The 16,925-nt window shown below is 41.8% G+C and carries 16 protein-coding genes; 9 read left to right on the top strand and 7 right to left on the bottom strand.

Translation table 11 applies throughout. From position 1 onward, the window contains the following. Positions 1 to 418 precede the first annotated feature (418 nt). Entirely contained in the window at positions 419 to 964 is a 546-nt protein-coding gene (gene thpR, locus MSBRW_RS16865; protein WP_011306573.1) for an RNA 2',3'-cyclic phosphodiesterase, read from the top strand. Between the two features lie 120 nt (positions 965 to 1,084). Here the strand turns inward: thpR and MSBRW_RS16860 are convergent, their stop codons facing one another. Then, entirely contained in the window at positions 1,085 to 2,164 is a 1,080-nt protein-coding gene (locus tag MSBRW_RS16860) for an epoxyqueuosine reductase (RefSeq protein ID WP_011306574.1), read from the bottom strand. Positions 2,165 to 2,479: 315 nt separating this feature from the next. Here MSBRW_RS16860 and MSBRW_RS22680 point away from each other — a divergent pair, with 315 nt between their 5' ends. The 3 genes from MSBRW_RS22680 to MSBRW_RS16850 all read left to right on the top strand — a co-directional run bounded on the left by MSBRW_RS22680 (position 2,480) and on the right by MSBRW_RS16850 (position 4,443). After that, positions 2,480 to 2,617 carry a hypothetical protein gene (locus tag MSBRW_RS22680; RefSeq protein WP_155398349.1) on the top strand — a complete coding sequence of 46 codons (138 nt, stop codon included), beginning with the start codon at positions 2,480 to 2,482 and terminating at the stop codon, positions 2,615 to 2,617. Between the two features lie 189 nt (positions 2,618 to 2,806). Continuing rightward, on the top strand, positions 2,807 to 3,811 hold the full coding sequence (locus tag MSBRW_RS16855; RefSeq protein WP_011306575.1) for a replication factor C small subunit: 1,005 nt from the start codon (positions 2,807 to 2,809) through the stop codon (positions 3,809 to 3,811). Between the two features lie 119 nt (positions 3,812 to 3,930). Next, positions 3,931 to 4,443: a COG2426 family protein gene (locus MSBRW_RS16850; RefSeq protein ID WP_011306576.1), complete on the top strand. Its 513-nt coding sequence runs from the start codon at positions 3,931 to 3,933 to the stop codon at positions 4,441 to 4,443. Positions 4,444 to 4,626: 183 nt separating this feature from the next. Here the strand turns inward: MSBRW_RS16850 and MSBRW_RS16845 are convergent, their stop codons facing one another. Both MSBRW_RS16845 and MSBRW_RS22675 read right to left on the bottom strand, forming a co-directional pair. Next, positions 4,627 to 4,836, bottom strand: coding sequence for a histone family protein (locus MSBRW_RS16845; RefSeq protein WP_011306577.1), 210 nt, complete (start codon positions 4,834 to 4,836; stop codon positions 4,627 to 4,629). Positions 4,837 to 5,085: 249 nt separating this feature from the next. Then, entirely contained in the window at positions 5,086 to 5,235 is a 150-nt protein-coding gene (locus tag MSBRW_RS22675) for a hypothetical protein (protein ID WP_196298006.1), read from the bottom strand. 229 nt (positions 5,236 to 5,464) lie between these two features. Between MSBRW_RS22675 and MSBRW_RS16840 the strand changes: the two genes are divergently transcribed. From MSBRW_RS16840 to MSBRW_RS16815, 5 genes are all read left to right on the top strand, one after another. Further along, positions 5,465 to 6,421: a class I SAM-dependent methyltransferase gene (locus tag MSBRW_RS16840; protein WP_011306578.1), complete on the top strand. Its 957-nt coding sequence runs from the start codon at positions 5,465 to 5,467 to the stop codon at positions 6,419 to 6,421. 622 nt (positions 6,422 to 7,043) lie between these two features. Next, a complete protein-coding gene (gene oadA / locus MSBRW_RS16830; RefSeq protein WP_011306579.1) occupies positions 7,044 to 8,765 on the top strand; it encodes a sodium-extruding oxaloacetate decarboxylase subunit alpha in 1,722 nt (573 codons plus the stop codon). Positions 8,766 to 8,786: 21 nt separating this feature from the next. Next, on the top strand, positions 8,787 to 10,268 hold the full coding sequence (locus tag MSBRW_RS16825; protein ID WP_011306580.1) for an acetyl-CoA carboxylase biotin carboxylase subunit: 1,482 nt from the start codon (positions 8,787 to 8,789) through the stop codon (positions 10,266 to 10,268). 110 nt (positions 10,269 to 10,378) lie between these two features. Further along, entirely contained in the window at positions 10,379 to 11,356 is a 978-nt protein-coding gene (locus tag MSBRW_RS16820) for a biotin--[acetyl-CoA-carboxylase] ligase (protein WP_048102713.1), read from the top strand. Continuing rightward, a complete protein-coding gene (locus MSBRW_RS16815) occupies positions 11,340 to 12,020 on the top strand; it encodes an S-layer protein domain-containing protein (RefSeq protein WP_011306582.1) in 681 nt (226 codons plus the stop codon). The genes MSBRW_RS16820 and MSBRW_RS16815 overlap by 17 nt, the downstream gene beginning before the upstream one ends. Before the next feature lie 483 nt (positions 12,021 to 12,503). Here MSBRW_RS16815 and MSBRW_RS16810 read toward each other — a convergent pair whose 3' ends face one another. The 4 genes from MSBRW_RS16810 to MSBRW_RS16795 all read right to left on the bottom strand — a co-directional run bounded on the left by MSBRW_RS16810 (position 12,504) and on the right by MSBRW_RS16795 (position 16,915). After that, complete coding sequence (locus MSBRW_RS16810; protein ID WP_011306583.1) at positions 12,504 to 13,463, bottom strand: coiled-coil protein; 960 nt, start codon at positions 13,461 to 13,463, stop codon at positions 12,504 to 12,506. A 31-nt stretch (positions 13,464 to 13,494) separates the two neighbouring features. After that, complete coding sequence (locus tag MSBRW_RS16805) at positions 13,495 to 14,118, bottom strand: hypothetical protein (RefSeq protein WP_011306584.1); 624 nt, start codon at positions 14,116 to 14,118, stop codon at positions 13,495 to 13,497. A gap of 123 nt (positions 14,119 to 14,241) precedes the next feature. Then, positions 14,242 to 14,532, bottom strand: a complete 291-nt coding sequence (locus MSBRW_RS16800; RefSeq protein ID WP_011306585.1) for a DUF424 domain-containing protein — start codon at positions 14,530 to 14,532, stop codon at positions 14,242 to 14,244. 280 nt (positions 14,533 to 14,812) lie between these two features. After that, positions 14,813 to 16,915, bottom strand: coding sequence for a minichromosome maintenance protein MCM (locus MSBRW_RS16795; RefSeq protein WP_011306586.1), 2,103 nt, complete (start codon positions 16,913 to 16,915; stop codon positions 14,813 to 14,815). Positions 16,916 to 16,925: the final 10 nt, after the last annotated feature.

Genomic DNA, 16,925 nt, shown 5'->3' with positions numbered 1-16,925 from the left:
GATCCACCGCTTTTTTTTTGCAGCAACCGATTTGCGGCTCCACTTTTTATTTTTGGAGTTATTATTTTTTTGAACTAACATTATTTTCTTAAATCAGGGTTATTATTTTTTAACTTAGCGTTTTTCTCCGAGCTAAAGTTCTCTTCCTCGGGTTAACATTGAGGCCAAATTTATAAATACTTAAGCTTATTTCCTTCTCTGTACTTATCTCTTGTATATTATAATTACCCTATAATCCCTTCGATATGTCCTTTTTTCCTTCCTGGTCTTTTACATTATTGTCTTTTTCATATTTTTTGAAAAAATTTTGTGAATGGTTTACAATCCATTCGAAAAAGGGATCTAAACTCAGTTTCCCAGACGAAAATTAACAGGAAGATTTTTCTGGTTCGCTTTTCAATTAAGATTGGTGAATGCTTTGATCAGGACATTTCTAGCAGTGGAATTAGATCCTAGTTTTACGGAGAAGATTCGAGAGCTTCAGGCCAGATTTTCTGGTTTTGATCTGAAGTTTGTTGATCCTGAACTCGTTCACATAACTCTGAAGTTCTTGGGGAACGTGGACGAATCAAGAGTTTCCTTGCTTTCTGCAGCTCTCGACTCTATTACGTGCGAGCCTTTCGAAGCAAAGGTGGGGGGGCTTGGAGTCTTTCCCAAGTTTTCTAATCCCAGGGTTCTCTGGCTGGGTGCAACCGGAAACTTCAGGGTATTACACGACAACGTAGAAGAGTTACTGGAACCTTTTAAATTCGAAAAAGATGACAGAGAATTTACTGCCCATGCTACTCTTGCCAGGGTAAAGTTCCTCAAGAAGGAGCAGAAAACCACGTTCATAGATATAGTAAAGGAATTAAAAGACATCGAAATTGGTACTATGTGGGTAAATAAAGTGCTTTTAAAGAAAAGCACACTGACTCCGAAAGGGCCAATCTATGAAACTCTGCACATCGTGTACATGGACTGATCTGCGTTACATTTCTGCCTTTTCCTCTTATTTCTGCCTTCTTTTTTAGACCTTTCTTCCGTGCGGTAGCAGCACACCTCATATTTGTAATCTTTAGTTAACTTCCCTGCTCTGGATCGTTTACTCTTCTGGAACTGATTCGTACAGTTTTCTCCTTTCCAAAGGCATGTTCTTGAGATACTCTTTTGCTTCTTCAGGAGATGCGGCTCTAAGTGTTCCGTCTGGCTCCTGTATGACCACGCCGCTTTCTGTTAGCATCCTGTATCTGGCTTTCCGGATTTCTTTGTCAGGATGACAGACAAAGTGACAGTTTGAACAGGTGTATTCCATTTTGTTCCCTGGAATCAGGCATATGAAAAATCCACCTTTGATCTTTGGCCTCTTGAGGTACGCTTCTATTGTACCGGGCATAGCAGCGGTAAAATCTTCATCTTTTTTGGGAATCTCAAAGCGAGCCGGAGACCAGGTAGACCACTTCCCCGAAGCATTTAAGCCTGTAAGCCCTCCGCAAACAAGGAAACATCGGCTGTTGCTTCTCCTTTTTCCATAGCTAAACTCCTTTCCTCCAAGATTTACCGTTACCTTTTCGAGAGGGTCAACATATCCAGAAGAGCAGACTGCAAGGCAGATCTTGCATTCGTCACAATAGTTTTCTTCTTCCGGCAGTGGCTCTGTTGGGATAAGCTCCGCATCAGTAACTACAGATGCTAGGGCAATTGCTGATCCGTATTCCTTTGTAATTATGTTTCCTGAGTACCCGAAATGTCCTATCCCGGAGCGAACTGCCAGGTACCTGTGGGATATAGGGGGGTGCATATCTAGCAACCAGTTTTCCGAATCCTGCCGGTAAACGAAATTTGCAAGCTGGGGAGTAGCTTTGTACCCATATTGCTGTAAGAATCCTGCCATTTCCAGGGCTATCCCGTTGGCGAGGGTGGTGGTTCGTACTTTATTGGTTTCAAGGGATTTATGGTCTTTTTTTCTAAAGTAAGGCTCTATAAGGTTCTGATCAAAGGCAAGGGCAAAAACAATTGCCGATTTTGCCCCTGGTAATACATATGTCAGGTCCGTAGAAGGCGGACCGCCTGCAAGGGTTTCGGTTGTTGCGATGCTCACTCTAAAGGCTCCAAGGGTTAGAGCCATTTCTTTGAGCTCTTCGGTTAGGTTTTTAGTTTTCGATTTTTCATTTTGTTCTTCCATGCTCGACTCCTCAGGCAAATTATATAAAATTGACTTCAATGTAACTTATGCCAGACAAATGCTATATCCTTGATCGGCATTCGAATGTACTAATTCCCTTAAAGTATAGTCCAGTAACTTTTTGAAACGAATTTTCGTATATCTTTTTTAAATTTGGAAAAGTAATCTTATAATACTATATTATTATATTATTATTATTATTATTATTATTTTTATTATTAAAATATATGTACTAAAAGTAATAGAAAAATCGAGTGAGATCAAAATTACTAAAATCAGAAAAATCGAATGAGATCAAAATTACTAAAATAGATAATGGAAGAGTTTGTAATAATAGTAAAAGTCGTAAAAACAGTAAAATTGTTAATGGCGGCAAAACCAGAAATTTATATAAGTTTGGCTGAGAGGGTAAAAGCGGATAAAGCAGATGAAAATGTTACCGTTTTTCTTTAACATTTCTACTTTAAAGTTGCCATTTTTCTTCTCTTGTTATTCTTTTATTCCTTGCTTTCTATACATTTATATATTGGTTGTATCCTGGCTGTAACGCACAAACTGTATTTTTAAAATGCAGTTAAATATAAAAACTCCGAACATTCAAAAGTTTAAATATCATCTTCTCTAAATATGGTGCAAGCATGAATGGAGGACTCTACGATTAAAGAAGAGATCTGGATTGAGAAGTACAGGCCTGTGAGACTGGATCAGGTGGCGGGGCAGGAAGAAACAATCGAACGCCTGAAGTCTTATGTTGCAACGAAAAATCTTCCCCATCTGCTGTTTTCCGGGCCACCTGGGGTCGGAAAAACCGCCTCTGCCGTCTCGATTGCAAGAGAAATTTTCGGGGAAGACCTATGGCGTGAAAACTTTACCGAGCTTAATGCGTCGGATGAGAGGGGAATTGATGTTGTCCGGACAAAAATCAAAAACTTCGCAAAAACTGCCCCTATGGGAGGAGCCGAATTCAAGATCATCTTTCTGGATGAAGCCGACGCACTGACTTCAGATGCCCAATCTGCACTCCGGCGGACAATGGAGCGTTTCAGCAATAACTGCCGGTTTATTTTATCCTGCAATTATTCTTCCAGGATTATCGAGCCTATCCAGTCCCGCTGTGCAGTTTTCAGGTTCAGGAGACTTTCCGATGAAGCTATCAGGAAACGCCTTGAGTACATCGCTAAAGACCAAGTTTTGTCCATTACTGAAGACGGATATGAAGCTCTTGTTTATGTATCTCAGGGAGATATGAGAAAAGCCGTGAATTCTCTCCAGGCTGCTGCTTTCGTTGAGCCGAATAAATCTATATCCAGAGGGACCATTTACAGGACTACCGCAACCGCAAATCCGGAAGATATCAGAAACCTGATTGAAACTGCTCTGCGTGGTAATTTCAGGGTTGCTCGAAAGGAATTGAATAGGTTGCTCTACGAAGAGGGGCTTTCCGGAGAAGACATAGTTGGACAGATTTACAGGGCAATCTCTGAAATGGATAACCGGATGATTCTGGATCTTGGGCTCTCTGAAAAGCGCATTGTCGAACTCGTAGACATAATAGGTGAGATTGATTTCAGGCTAACTGAAGGAGCGACTGAAAAGATCCAGCTCGAAGCTTTACTCGCGCATTTTGCGCTTTCTAATCCAGATTAAGGGGTTTGACGACTCAGTATAAGGTTTCTTTTCACCCCGAGTATCTCAAGAACAGTTTAAAGGGCTTGAATTCAGCCTTTTTTAATAGGATCATACGGAATTAATAAATCCTGATTATCATGTCTATTGAAATATCATTAGTAGAAATGTTGGGGTCTGTTCCCCACTGGCTTGCAGTTTTGATTATGGGAGCTATACCTGTTTCCGAATTGAGAGGTGCAATCCCTGTTGCAATGGGCATCTATGGAATGGGCCCCTTCGAAGCCTTCTTCTTCTCAGTGCTTGGAAACCTCCTTCCTGTAATCCCCCTTCTGCTCTTTCTTGAGCCGGTCTCGAACTATCTCAGACGTTATTCGATCTTTGATACTTTCTTCACCTGGCTCTTCTCAAAGACTCGCCGGAAAAATACCAAGAATTTTGAAAAATACGGACTCTTTGCGCTAACCATCTTCGTAGCCATACCCCTGCCGGTTACCGGTGCCTGGTCCGGCTGTGCAGCGGCATTTGTCTTTGGGGTCAAGTTCAGGCATGCTTTGCCTGCAATTGCTGCAGGAGTGATGATAGCAGGAATTATAGTAACGGGAGTTACTGTGACAGGTTTGGGTCTCGCTGATCTGATTTTGGGAGCATAATCTCCCTTTTTCTCAAAGATCTGCACTGTGGAATCTAACCGTAGTAAATCCGAAAACAGCTACCACATAATAGAATCTCACGTAAAAATAGGAAAATGCTGGGTATCAGCATTTTATTTTCTGTTGCGTCCCGTAAAGTAAGATGCCACTGGTAAATAGCATTAAAGGGTGGTCAGTCTTAGTTTACAGCATTTCTTTTGCTAATTTTATGTCTTCAGCTTTTACAGTTTTTCTGCCTGCGTGTTCTGCAAGTTTTATTGCTTCTCTTGAAATCTCAAGTCCATATTCTTCCAGAATTTCTGTAAGGGCCATTCCTGCGCTTTCACTAACTCTATGAGCACCTGCAGTTCTTATTAAACGCTCAATTGGTGCAAATGGTATTACTTTTGCCATATTATCCTCCAATCTTCTTTATTTGTTTATATATATCCTTATAACTCCTGATTTTGTAATCAGATTCTATAAATAACTTTGCTTATATTGGGGTTTTTACTTTCTTTCCAGCTTTTAATACCTTTTTATCCTTTATTTTACTTTCCAGAGCCTTATCATTTGTTTTCATTTATGATATGAATTTCACTTCGGGGATCCATGATCGCTTTTCTCGCTTTGCCTGCTCAAACAGACTGATCCACCCGAGTTCTACTTAGGGAGCACAGAGAATCGGGAATTTCCTGAAAGTTGTGATGAAATCTCAGCTTCACTGGTGCTTTTCGGGAGAGTTGCGGCTCTATAGTAACCGCTGCGTCGTTTGATCACGCCGACTATGTCGTTACTGGAGTTTTCGGTCAAGCCTTTTTTTAAAAGGGTTGCGTTCAAGCAGTTTTTTTAAAAGGGTTGCGTTCAAGCAGTTTTTTTAAAAGGGTTGCGTTCAAGCAGTTTCTTGAAAAGCTCGTGGGTCAAAAAGGAGGAATTATGGACGAGAATAACTGTTTTAATTTGGGGTTATCGGGTGGGAGTAAATTCAGTGTAGATCTCTTTTTCGAAATATTGATATGAGATTATCCGAATCTAAAAAGATATGCTTTTACAGGAACTCTTTGGCATTGATGAAGACATCTATTTTGTAGAGGAAAGTTATCTCGCCCAGAGGACTATTGAGCGTACACTTGACTATCTTAATGGTGTCCGGAAGTTTGCAGAGGCAAGGAAGGTGCGGCTCCTGAGGGTTAGGGAAGGGGAGCAAACACTTGGGCTTTTGCTTTTTAATTCGGCAGACGAGGAAGTCCCTGTAGATTTCTGGTCGGTTTTTACAGGAGCTCTTGCGGCAGATAGCTATAAAAAGGATTTTGAGGTCCTTATAGACTCTCTTCTTACTTCCAATCTTCCTGAAAGAGATATTGAAATTTCTTCGGAAACCTGGCGAGATGCCGTTAATGAGTACTATTCTCTCATGCTTGTAAACCGGAATCTCTGCCCGGGTTGCGCGGTCAAACCCGAATCTTACGGAAGCGTTTTTTCTGAAAATCGTGTGCGTAGGGTCGCAGAAATCTTCGATGTTCTTCAAAAAAAAGGGATTTACCCTGAAGGCAGGCTTCTTGAAGTCTGCTGTGGAAACGGGATGTCCACGCTTGCCCTCTACAGGCTTGGGCTTAACCCACTGGCTGTAGAAATTAACAAATGTACAGTCTGCCAGGGACTTGAGCAGGGAGTTTTGAACCCTCAAAGAGCGGTTGTAATGGATGCAACGGCTCTTTCCAGATATTTTGAGCCAGGAAGTTTTGACGCCGTGATGGGATTTATGCTGGGGCTTGTCTATGAATTCAATAAAGCTCTCTGGATAACTATTATGAGAGAGGCGGTGTCGGTCGCAAATGAGGGTGCTCTCATGCTTTTTACGGTTAGCAGCAAGCCTGAGGCTGAAATTCTTGCCGGGGCCCTGCTCAGGGCAGGAGTTAAAGGTGAGATTGTAGATAACACCGATTCTGAAGGGACTTATGATCAGTGGTTCTTTGTAGGAAGAAAACAAAAAGCTTAACCTGGAGACTGCAAACTCAATGGAATTGCTATTTTTTCCGATTCAGGCAAGTATATTTTTTTTGTTTTCAGCTTTCAAACAACTTTTATTTTCTAACTCATGATTTCTTAAATGGCTTTTAACTCTCAGGCCTGAAGTTCCCTTCCTCGCCAGCTTCCGTTGAGAACTGGCCTGGGGACTTGTTCTCAAAAGAGAAAGGAATGAACCAGGAAACTTCTCCCTCGAAACTGAACCGAAAGGCGAAGAATTCAGGGAGAGGTAGTTCACAGGCCACTCTCTTAATGTTAACAGGCGAAAAGTATATACTTGTTAACAATTGAATATTAAAGAATTCTTATCAACGCAGATCTATTATATACTGCGTTCACATCTGTAAAATTGACATCCTCTGGTTGCGGTTCCGGAAAGTCGATTAAATATAACTGAAAAATTCCTCTTTCTGGTAAAACCGTAGAAAATCGCATCAAAACCGCAATCTGAGGACTTATACACTTTACTAAAACGGATCAAAATCTTAACCCGGATAATTCCGGAATATCAAATAAAACCCTCCGGAATAATCTTTCAAAGCTATAGAACTAATAAATCCGGTTATCTTGATTCGATTTTAAGAGGTTCATCCATGAGTGTAAAAATTACCGAAACCATCCTCCGGGATGCACATCAATCTCTACTGGCAACCAGAATGCGGACAAGAGATATGCTCGAAGTGGTTGAACAACTGGACCAGATAGGGTATTTTTCCCTTGAAATGTGGGGAGGTGCCACCTTTGACAGCTGTATCCGCTACCTTAATGAAGATCCCTGGCAGCGCCTGAGGGATATCAAAAAAGAAATGAAAGACACCTACGCTCAGATGTTGCTAAGGGGCCAGAACCTTGTAGGTTACAGGCACTATTCGGATGATGTGGTTGAGAAATTCGTTACTAAGTCTTACCAAAACGGAATTGACATTTTCCGGATTTTTGATGCTGTTAATGATGTCCGGAACATGGAATTCTCTATCAAAGTGGCAAAAGGTCTTGGTGCGCACGTACAGGGTACGGTTTGCTACACTATAAGTCCGGTACATACCGTTGAGAAATACGTTGAACTTGCAAAACAGCTTGAAGAACTGGAGTGCGATTCCATCTGTATCAAAGATATGGCAGGTCTTCTTTCTCCAAATGATGCCACACGTATAATCAGTGCCATGAAAAAAGAAATCTCCATTCCGATTTCTCTGCACTGCCACTGCACTTCTGGAATGGCTCCAATGAGCTATATGGCAGCCTGTGAAGCAGGGGTCGATATTCTAGACACTGCACTTTCTCCCCTGGCCTGGGGAACTTCTCAGCCTCCGACTGAAACAGTCATAGCCGCCCTCAAAGACACTCCTTACGATACCGGGCTGGACCTGAATGCTTTTGAAGGAGTGGTTAAATATTTCAAAATGTTGAAAGAGAAATACCGGGGCATACTTGACCCTATTTCCGAACAGATCGATACTAACGTGCTCATCTACCAGATCCCGGGTGGAATGCTCTCTAACCTTGTATCCCAACTAAAAGAACAGAACGCTCTTGACAAGTATGATACTGTACTTGGTGAAATGCCCAGGGTTAGAGAGGAGCTTGGATATCCGCCTCTTGTCACCCCTACAAGCCAGATTGTGGGCACCCAGGCGGTTCTTAACGTTCTAATGGGTGAACGCTATAAAGTTATTCCCAAAGAGGTGAAGGATTATGTGCGCGGCCTTTACGGGCGCCCTCCTGCTCCTATAAGCCCGGAAATAATAGGTAAGATAATCGGGGATGAAGAACCTATTCACTGCCGTCCTGCCGATCTTCTTAAGCCTGAATATGAGAAAAGGAAAAAGGAAGCCGAGGAAATGGGTATTGCTAAATCTGAAGAAGACATACTTACCTATATCCTCTATCCGGCTATTGCTCCAAAGTTCCTGAAAGGAGAAATGGAAGAAGAATCTCTTGCAGTAGTTGCCCCTGTCCCTGAAGTGCAGCAGGAACACAAAGTTCCAACTCATTTCAAGGTCGAAGTAGACGAAGAAATCTATGAGGTCAGGATTGAACCTCTTGGTGGGGAAGTTTCCATATCTGAGGCTTCTCCCAAAAAATCAAGTGCTAAATCTGTAAAAGGAGCTGTGTGTGTCTCAATGCAGGGCATGGTTCTCTCTCTTAAGGTCAAGGTTGAAGATACTGTTGCAGAAGGCGATACAATCGCTGTCATCGAAGCTATGAAAATGGAAAATGCTGTTCATGCTTCTCATTCAGGTGTTGTAAGAGAGATTTTTGTTTCCGAAGGGGACACTGTATCCCCTGGTGACATAATCATGTCAATCGAATAATCTAGTGAGGTGGAAGGCATCATGTTCAAAAAAGTACTCATTGCAAACCGCGGTGAGATTGCAATCAGGGTTATGCGTGCATGCCGTGAACTTGGGATTTCAACGGTTGCGGTCTGTTCGGAAGCTGATAAAAACGCCCTCTTTGCCAAATATGCAGACGAAGCCTACCTGATAGGCCCGGCCCCTTCCAGCCAGAGCTATCTGAATATGGAAGCTATTCTTGCAGTTGCAAAAAACACAGGAGCTGAAGCAATTCATCCGGGCTATGGTTTCCTCTCCGAAAACCCTGTCTTTGCAAAACGCTGTGAGGAAGAAGGAATCGTCTTCATAGGCCCTCCAAGCCATGTGATTGCCGAAATGGGAAGCAAGATCAGGGCCAGAAATCTTATGGTGAAGGCTGGTGTTCCTGTTGTGCCTGGGACGAAAGACGCAGTTGAGGATCCGGTCGAGGCTGTAAAAATTGCAGAAGAGATCGGCTATCCTGTTTTGATTAAAGCCTCGGCAGGTGGCGGCGGAATTGGGATGAAAGTAGTTAATTCCAGCGACGAATTCGCCACTGCACTTAGCTCTACCAGGCAAATGGCTGGTTCAGCTTTTGGTGACTCCTCGGTTTTCATTGAAAAATATGTCGAGGAGCCCAGGCACATAGAGATCCAGATTCTAGCAGATGGATATGGAAACACGATTTACCTTTCAGATAGGGAATGCTCCATTCAGAGACGGCATCAGAAGCTTATTGAGGAAGCTCCTTCACCTATCATGACTCCTGAACTCAGGGCAAAGATGGGAGAAGCCGCAGTCAGGGTAGCAAAGACAATTGGTTACGTAAATGCTGGGACAGTGGAGTTTCTTTATTCAAAGGGCAACTTCTATTTCCTTGAAGTCAATACTCGCTTGCAGGTCGAACATGGGATAACTGAGATGGTTACAGGTATCGATATTGTAAGAGAGCAGCTCAGGATAGCCTGGGGGAAAAAGCTTGAGTTTAAACAGGAAGATATTGTTATTGATGGGCATTCTATTGAGTGCAGGATCAACGCAGAAGATCCGTTAAACGACTTTGCTCCTTCTCCCGGAAAGATCCGGGGATATCGGTCAGCAGGTGGGCCTGGAGTCAGGGTGGACAGCGGAGTACATACAGGTTACACCATTTCTCCTTACTACGATTCAATGATTTCGAAACTCTGCGTCTGGGCAAAGACAAGGGATGCAGCGATTGCCAGGATGGAAAGAGCTCTTTACGAGTATGTGGTTGTTGGAGTGAAAACCAATATACCCTTCCATAAAGCAGTCATGCGTAATCCAGTCTTCCGCAGGGGCGACCTGACAACGGCTTTTATCGAAGATAATAATATTATGGAAGCCGTTGAAGAGGTTGTCAAAGCAGATGCTGAAAAAGGGGCTACTCTGGCTTCTGCTCTTGAAGCAAAAGACAAGAAAGTTGCGGCCATTACGGCTGCCGTGCATGCCTATGTGAGCATGGCCCAGAAAACACAGCGGTGACATGTGTCCTCCTGAGAAACAGGAATAGGATTCAGGTCAGTTCGATATGAAACAATTTAAGCTAAAAAAATATATACGGTTGAACGCATACATTTGTATGGGGTACGATGATGGGAGATAAAAGATCTCGAATTATCAAGGCACTTAAAGATGCACAGAAAAGTCCTGTTTCCGGCGAGGAATTGGGGCTCAAGCTAGGGATCTCCAGGACAATGGTCTGGAAGTATATCAAGTCCCTTCAGGCTGATGGTTATGAGATAGAATCATCTCCGAAGAGGGGATATGTCCTGAAATCCGTGCCCCAGCTCCTGTATCCTGAAGAAATTCAGATGGGGCTCAAAACAACTCTTCTAGGGAAAGAAATCCACTATTTCGAAGAGGTAACTTCTACAAACAGTATTGCAAAAGAAATTGCGGCATCGGAAGAAGAAGGCACGCTTGTAATTGCTGAAGTGCAGAAAGGAGGCCGGGGCCGGTTGGGCAGGGAATGGATTTCTCCTCATGGCGGAATCTGGATGTCTGTAATCCTGAAACCCGGAATTCCTCTGAGGCATGCTTCAAGGCTTACCCTGGTTGCAGGGCTTGCAGTTGCAAACGTTATTCGCAATATGGACCTTGATGCTCGCATTAAATGGCCAAATGATGTCCGAATTAATGGAAAAAAGGTTTGCGGAATTCTTACCGAGGCGAAGGCTGAAGTGGATAAGGTAGATTATGTTGTGCTGGGAATAGGGATTAATGTAAATATGGATTTGAAGGATATCCCTGAATCTTTCCGTGCAGGCTCCACAACTTTGAAAGCCGAGCTTGGAAGGCATATAAAAAGGGTTTCGTTCCTGCAAGATTTCCTTTTTGAGCTTGAACAGCAGTATATACTCTTCAAGACCCAGCCTTTCTCGCATATTCTCAATGACTGGCTTGCTCTTTCCGATACCATTGGAAGAGAGGTAAAAGTCACGACGCCTTCGCGAATTATAGAAGGCAAAGCTGTAGGAGTAACCCCAGATGGAGCCCTTGTAATAAAAAAAGCCGACGATACTAAAGAAGAAATTATTGCAGGCAGATGCATTTATGCTCGTTCCAGATAAACAAAGAAGAAAGGAAATTAAGGAGGTAAATCTTGTTTCTGTATTTTTCTTTTTCCTCCTTATCTTCTTATGCTTCTCAGTCTTTTACTCGATATCCCCTGCTTTAGCTGCTGCCGATAAAGAAAAGCTTTCCATTATTTCTGCCGATAAAGAAAAGCTTTCCATTATTTCTGCCGATAAAGACAGCCTTTCTGTTATTGCTATTAATGGAGAGGAAATTTATATCAGGTCGGGCTATTCCCATAATTTTTTACAGAATTATCAGCTTTATATAAAAGGCACGGATACCGAAGGCAAAAGAATCTGGATTGAACTTAGCAGAAATGGAGTTTCCCTTCAGGATTGCATAGTTACTGAAGGCTCTCAGTTTGTGTATTCTAATAACTCTACTGAAATTCTTAACCTTACCGTAGATACGATATACGAAGGAGCTGACGGAGTACTTGTGAAATTTTCACCTGTATACCAGTATCTTGATCCCCGGCTTCCTGTGCCTCAAATGACAAACGAATCTTTTGACAATGCTTCAAATAATACTTCCTCTTCCGCAGACCCTAAACTGGAAACTCAAGCTGAGGGCTTTGATATGCCTCTCTTCCTCCTTGGGTTAGGGGCCGTGCTTCTGGTGACAGGTTTATTTGCAGGAAAAGGAAAGAAAAAATAAAAGTTTTAACGATACAATAAAATAATCGATTTAAATGGGGTAACAAAAGGTTTTAATCAAGTACTAATATAAATAATATGAAATATTTTAATATAAAATAACATAAATAATATGAAATATATTAATATAAAACAATATAAATAATATAAAATACACTAATATAAAATATATTAATATAAAACAACCTAAAATAAAATAACCTAAAATAAAATTATTTTGATAACGTAAATAGAAAGTCATTTTAATAGATAAGCCTATCCCGAAACTCAGAATTTGATTTGTTGAATCTCGTATTTGGAACAATCAATTGAATACCTAATCACTAAAATAATCCCGAAAACTCATGATGATTTAGAATAAAATAAGTTTTGGGATAGGCTCGATAATAAAAAGAAAACCCATTTAAACCCATTTATAGGAATAAACCTGGGACATTTTCATTGAGACTGTTTTTTGTCATTGGCTTCCTAGTTTCCCCAGTTCTTACTCATTGGAGAATTTAACGTCCCCTTTCTCGATAAGGAGCTTAAGATCTTCAAGGCTCATACGAGCATTTTTCTGAAGTTTTTCGCGGGCGTCGCTGTGTTTTTGGTTTACTTTATGCTCTTCTTTCGTAAGCTGCAGGTCTTTTAACCTGTCCAGATATGAGGAAAGTTCCTTCCGGTTATTAGCAATGCTGGTCTTAAGCGGATCAATTTTTTCTTTAATTGAGTTTATGTTTGTGATTTTATCCGTAAGCTGGGCATGATATGTATTTGCTTCTTTTCGGATTTCGTCTGCAGACTTAAAATTTTCGAGCATTTCTAGGTGGCAGGTTTGAGATTCGTCTGAGAGGGCCTGGATCTTTTCATGGAGTTCATCTCCTCTCTTATGGATTCCTTTTGACTCTTTATAACTTTCCTGGATTTGTGTATGCAGTGCATTTGCCTTTTTTGCAGCTTGCAAGCGTTTATTGAGGTCATTCAGTTTCTGGAAAATTTTTATTTCCACTGCAAGAGGCAGCTCTTTATTAAAAAAAGCATCAAGTTCGGCTTCATAAGCTTTTGTGAGGGATTCCACACTTCCGTGGGAACATTTATTGTATTTATCTCGCTGTTCCTTGAGTCCAGCAATTCCTGAAAACAGTTCTTGCGTCTTTGAGTTTACATCACTTCTTTTTCCCTTGTACTCCCTGATTTCTTTGTTAATCTCATCCCGCTTGTCTCTTAGTTCCTGTGCTTTTGCAACCCTTTCCTTAACCTGATGGTTCAGAGAGTCTCTCTTTTCTTTCAGCTCGTCGATATCGGTCCTGTTAATCTTCAGTTCCTTAAAAATCGATGCCAACTGCCTTTCGCTTTTCTCTATCTTGCTCCTGAGCTCGTTAACCTTGCCCTTCAGCTCCCGTTCGTTAAGGTTTGAAAGGTCGGCCGTTGCAATTTCTGTGCTTGAAACGTCGTTGGTCATGTACTATCACCCATGTGTTTTCGAAAAAGGGTTATACTTTCAACTTTTCCCAGTAATTCAGGGCTTCTTCGTGGTTCTTTATTTTGGTACTGAGCCATTTATGCTGGGATTTGCTTTTTGAAATATCTTCACTTTTGTTGCCGTCATCCTCTGCAAGCTGTTTTTCAGACTTTATTATTTCTTTTAATTCAATATTTGAATTCCTGGCTTCTTCCATTCTGGCATCTGCTTGCAGGAGAACATTTTCTCCAGGTCCGGCTGCCAGAATGGTTTCACGCAGGTTTTCTATAAGTGAGTCTTTAAGTCTCTGCTCCTCTTCGGGTTCAATCTGCCCTTTTAGTTTCTTAAACTCTTCTTTGAGTTTGTTTGCAGTAATCAGGTCCAGCTTAGAAAAGATTTCTTTTTCAAGGAGTGCTTCGGTCTGATGGTAAAACTGCTGGCGTTTCTCCTTGAGGACTTCTTTTCTCTCCTCCATCTGGATTCTGAAATTCTTTGTATTTTTTACATTTTCTTCGACCTGGCTCAGCCTGCTGTCCAGTTCTCCAAATTCTTTTTTATATTCTTCCAGAAACCGTCTGTGTTTTTCCACAACTGTGGAGATCAGCTCCTCTTCTGTCAGCACTCTGATTCCGGCTTCGTCAATGTTCTCAGTCACTGTATCACAATCTGCATTTTATTTTATACGTATGTTGTCTATTCCGGTATATAATCAGCCCTGAAAACCAGTGGTTTGGCTTTCGCTGACTCAGCCTTTCAAGGGATTAATTCAGCAAATGGGTTAAACCCTGAAGATCTGGGCGTGAGGTACGCCATCAATTATTATTACTGAATCTGGATCGATCAACCCGCATTTTATACCAAACTTGATTGTTTTTTCTCCAAAGAGATTTGCAGTCGTGGCTTCTTCAAGGGCTTTCTTGAATTTTTCTTCGGAAACGTGTTCTCCTTCATAAAAGGCCCTGCTGATCTCCACTACTGTATTGCCGTGTTTCAGGGTCTTTCCGAGCACTTCCTTATCGCAGGCCGCAACAAGCACATGCTCCCCATTTTTATAGATTTTTATATACATACTCTCCCTTTTAAATAATATTGCCCTTTTAGTATTTACAGCTTAACCGTCCTCATATAATTGCTATGTCGGTGTTACGTAGGCTTTTTTGCTTTCCAAGGAATCTGAAATACAGATCCTGGAACTTTCAGCATGTTGCTCCATTTCAGCTTAAACAAGTCTTAAACTTAAACAAGTCTTAAACTTAAACAACTTAAACTTAAACAAACCTTAAACTTAAACAACTTAAACTTAAACAACTTAAACTTAAACAAGTTTTAAACTTAAACAAACCTTAAACTTAAACAAGCCTTATATGGTTCTGATCTGGAGAAAGAAGGTCTCCTCTTTGCTTCATTTTCTTAATGTTCTCTTCAGCATGAATTTTATCTATTCCGTGTTCGTTTTCAGCTATAGCATAAACCTCTTCGAGAGGAGCTTTAGCTCCCGGATGCTTCTCACTTACCTTCTTTATTATATCTCTCAGGATTTTTATTTTATTTCTCTGGCTCATGCTTGTGCCCGATGCAAGTATATCTGCATCAAGGGCTCCGGTTTCGGGGTCAACACCTACGTTTTTCAGGCAATTCATCATTATTTTGATAGTTCTTTTTGCATCTTCAAGCGTGACCGTATTGCTCAGGCGGACTCTTGCACTTGCTTCCGAGAGACGGACAAGTGCTTCAAGCTGCCTCGCAGTTACGGGCACAGGGGTGTTTTTGCTCTCTCCAGTTTTTCGGAGATCTGTGTAGAAATTTATGAGATGAGCTCTTGCATCCTCCTCCATTACGGGAAACACGTTTTTCCGGGCATATGCAACGTATTTTCGCATGATTTCAGGCTGAATGACAGGCTCGATAACTTCCATTTCGGCTTCGACAAAATCTTCCTTAATCTGTGATCCAGGAAGTTTTTCCTTCTGCTCAAAGAGTTCTCCTGCATAATGAGACTGCAGAATATGGTTTGCAATTTTAGTGTCCAAGTTATGGTCAGGAGTATCAAGCAAAACAAAGATAAGGTCAAAACGGGAAAGCAGTGCGGGCGGCATACTTATCTGCTCTGCAAGGCCTTCATAACGGTCAAAACGCCCGTATTTCGGATTTGCAGCTCCCAGAAGGGCACAGCGGGATTTAAGCGTAGCAATAATTCCCGCTTTGGCAATACTTATCGTCTGCTGCTCCATTGCCTCGTGCAGGGCACTTTTATCCTCGGTTTTCATTTTGTCCATTTCGTCAACCGCAGCAATCCCCATATCAGCCATGACAAGGGCACCGCCTTCGATTGTCCATCTACCGTCGTTGAGTTCGTCTTTTACAGCAGCTGCAGTCAAACCGCTTGCTGACGCACTTCTCCCTGAAGTAAAAACGCCTCTCGGGGAGAGTTTGACAACATAGCGCAGGAGCTGGGATTTTGCAATTCCAGGGTCTCCTACAAGCATAATATGTATATCGCCCCTTATTCTGGAACCATCAGGAAGGTTTTTCACAACTCCAGAAAAAAGTTGAAGGACAAGAGCTTCTTTTATGTCCTCGTATCCATAGATAGAAGGCGCAACAGAACTAACAATTTTGCCGTAAATTTCAGGATCACGGGAAAGTTCAAGGATCTCTTCTTCATCTTCAGCAGTTATTTCGAGTTCGTCATAATCCTTATCCAGGTGCTCTATGGAATTTGCTTCTAAAACAAGGTCATAAAAGGTAGATTTCCCATCTTTCAGAGTGCGCTGTCTAGATTTCAGGATTCCGTTAATTATAACCCTATCTCCGGGGGTAACACTTCCTGTCAGGTCATCTTCGGAGTCCACCTCAAGACTCTGGGGCTGGGAACCTCCTTTCAGGTTTTCAGGTGATTCCTGGATCTGCAGTTTCTGCGCATCGATAAAAGTGGAATCTTCTATCCTTATCTTAAAGGGCCCTTTCTTTCCGCAATTCTCGCCTTCACAACCTGCAAAGGGCTCCTCGAATTTGAAACTATTTTGGTCTACAAAAGTCAGATATCCGCACCTGAGGCACTCAAAAGCAGCTTTAGTAATTCTTGGTCTCACTTCAGTTGCTTTCCTTATCATACCCTCGATTGCAATAAAGCGCGAGAGGTGCTTGCTTCTTAATTCTCTTATAGGTACTCTGTTTGGGATTCTTACTACCCTTACGTGAGCCTCTTCCAGGCTTTTTTCTACAGGAAGGTCAATTTCTTTCAGGGCAGCTGCGGCAGCCTTTATAAGTTCTTCTGGATGGTCAAGAAACTCTTTTGAAAGCTCTCTGTCAAACTTCTCTATATCCGTAAAATCAACGCTAAGGCTTCGCTGGTCCGGATACTCGTTTGCAAGCTGGAGGATTTCATTCCAGTAGTAATCTTTAAAAAACCTCTTTAGCTTTTCATCCCACTTGCTTTCTATTTCAGTCATATCGTTCTCA

This window comes from Methanosarcina barkeri str. Wiesmoor (assembly GCF_000969985.1).
Lineage (GTDB): Archaea > Halobacteriota > Methanosarcinia > Methanosarcinales > Methanosarcinaceae > Methanosarcina > Methanosarcina barkeri_B.
The sequence above is the reverse complement of the archived record's forward strand: the minus strand, read 5'-3'. Positions and strand labels throughout refer to the sequence as shown.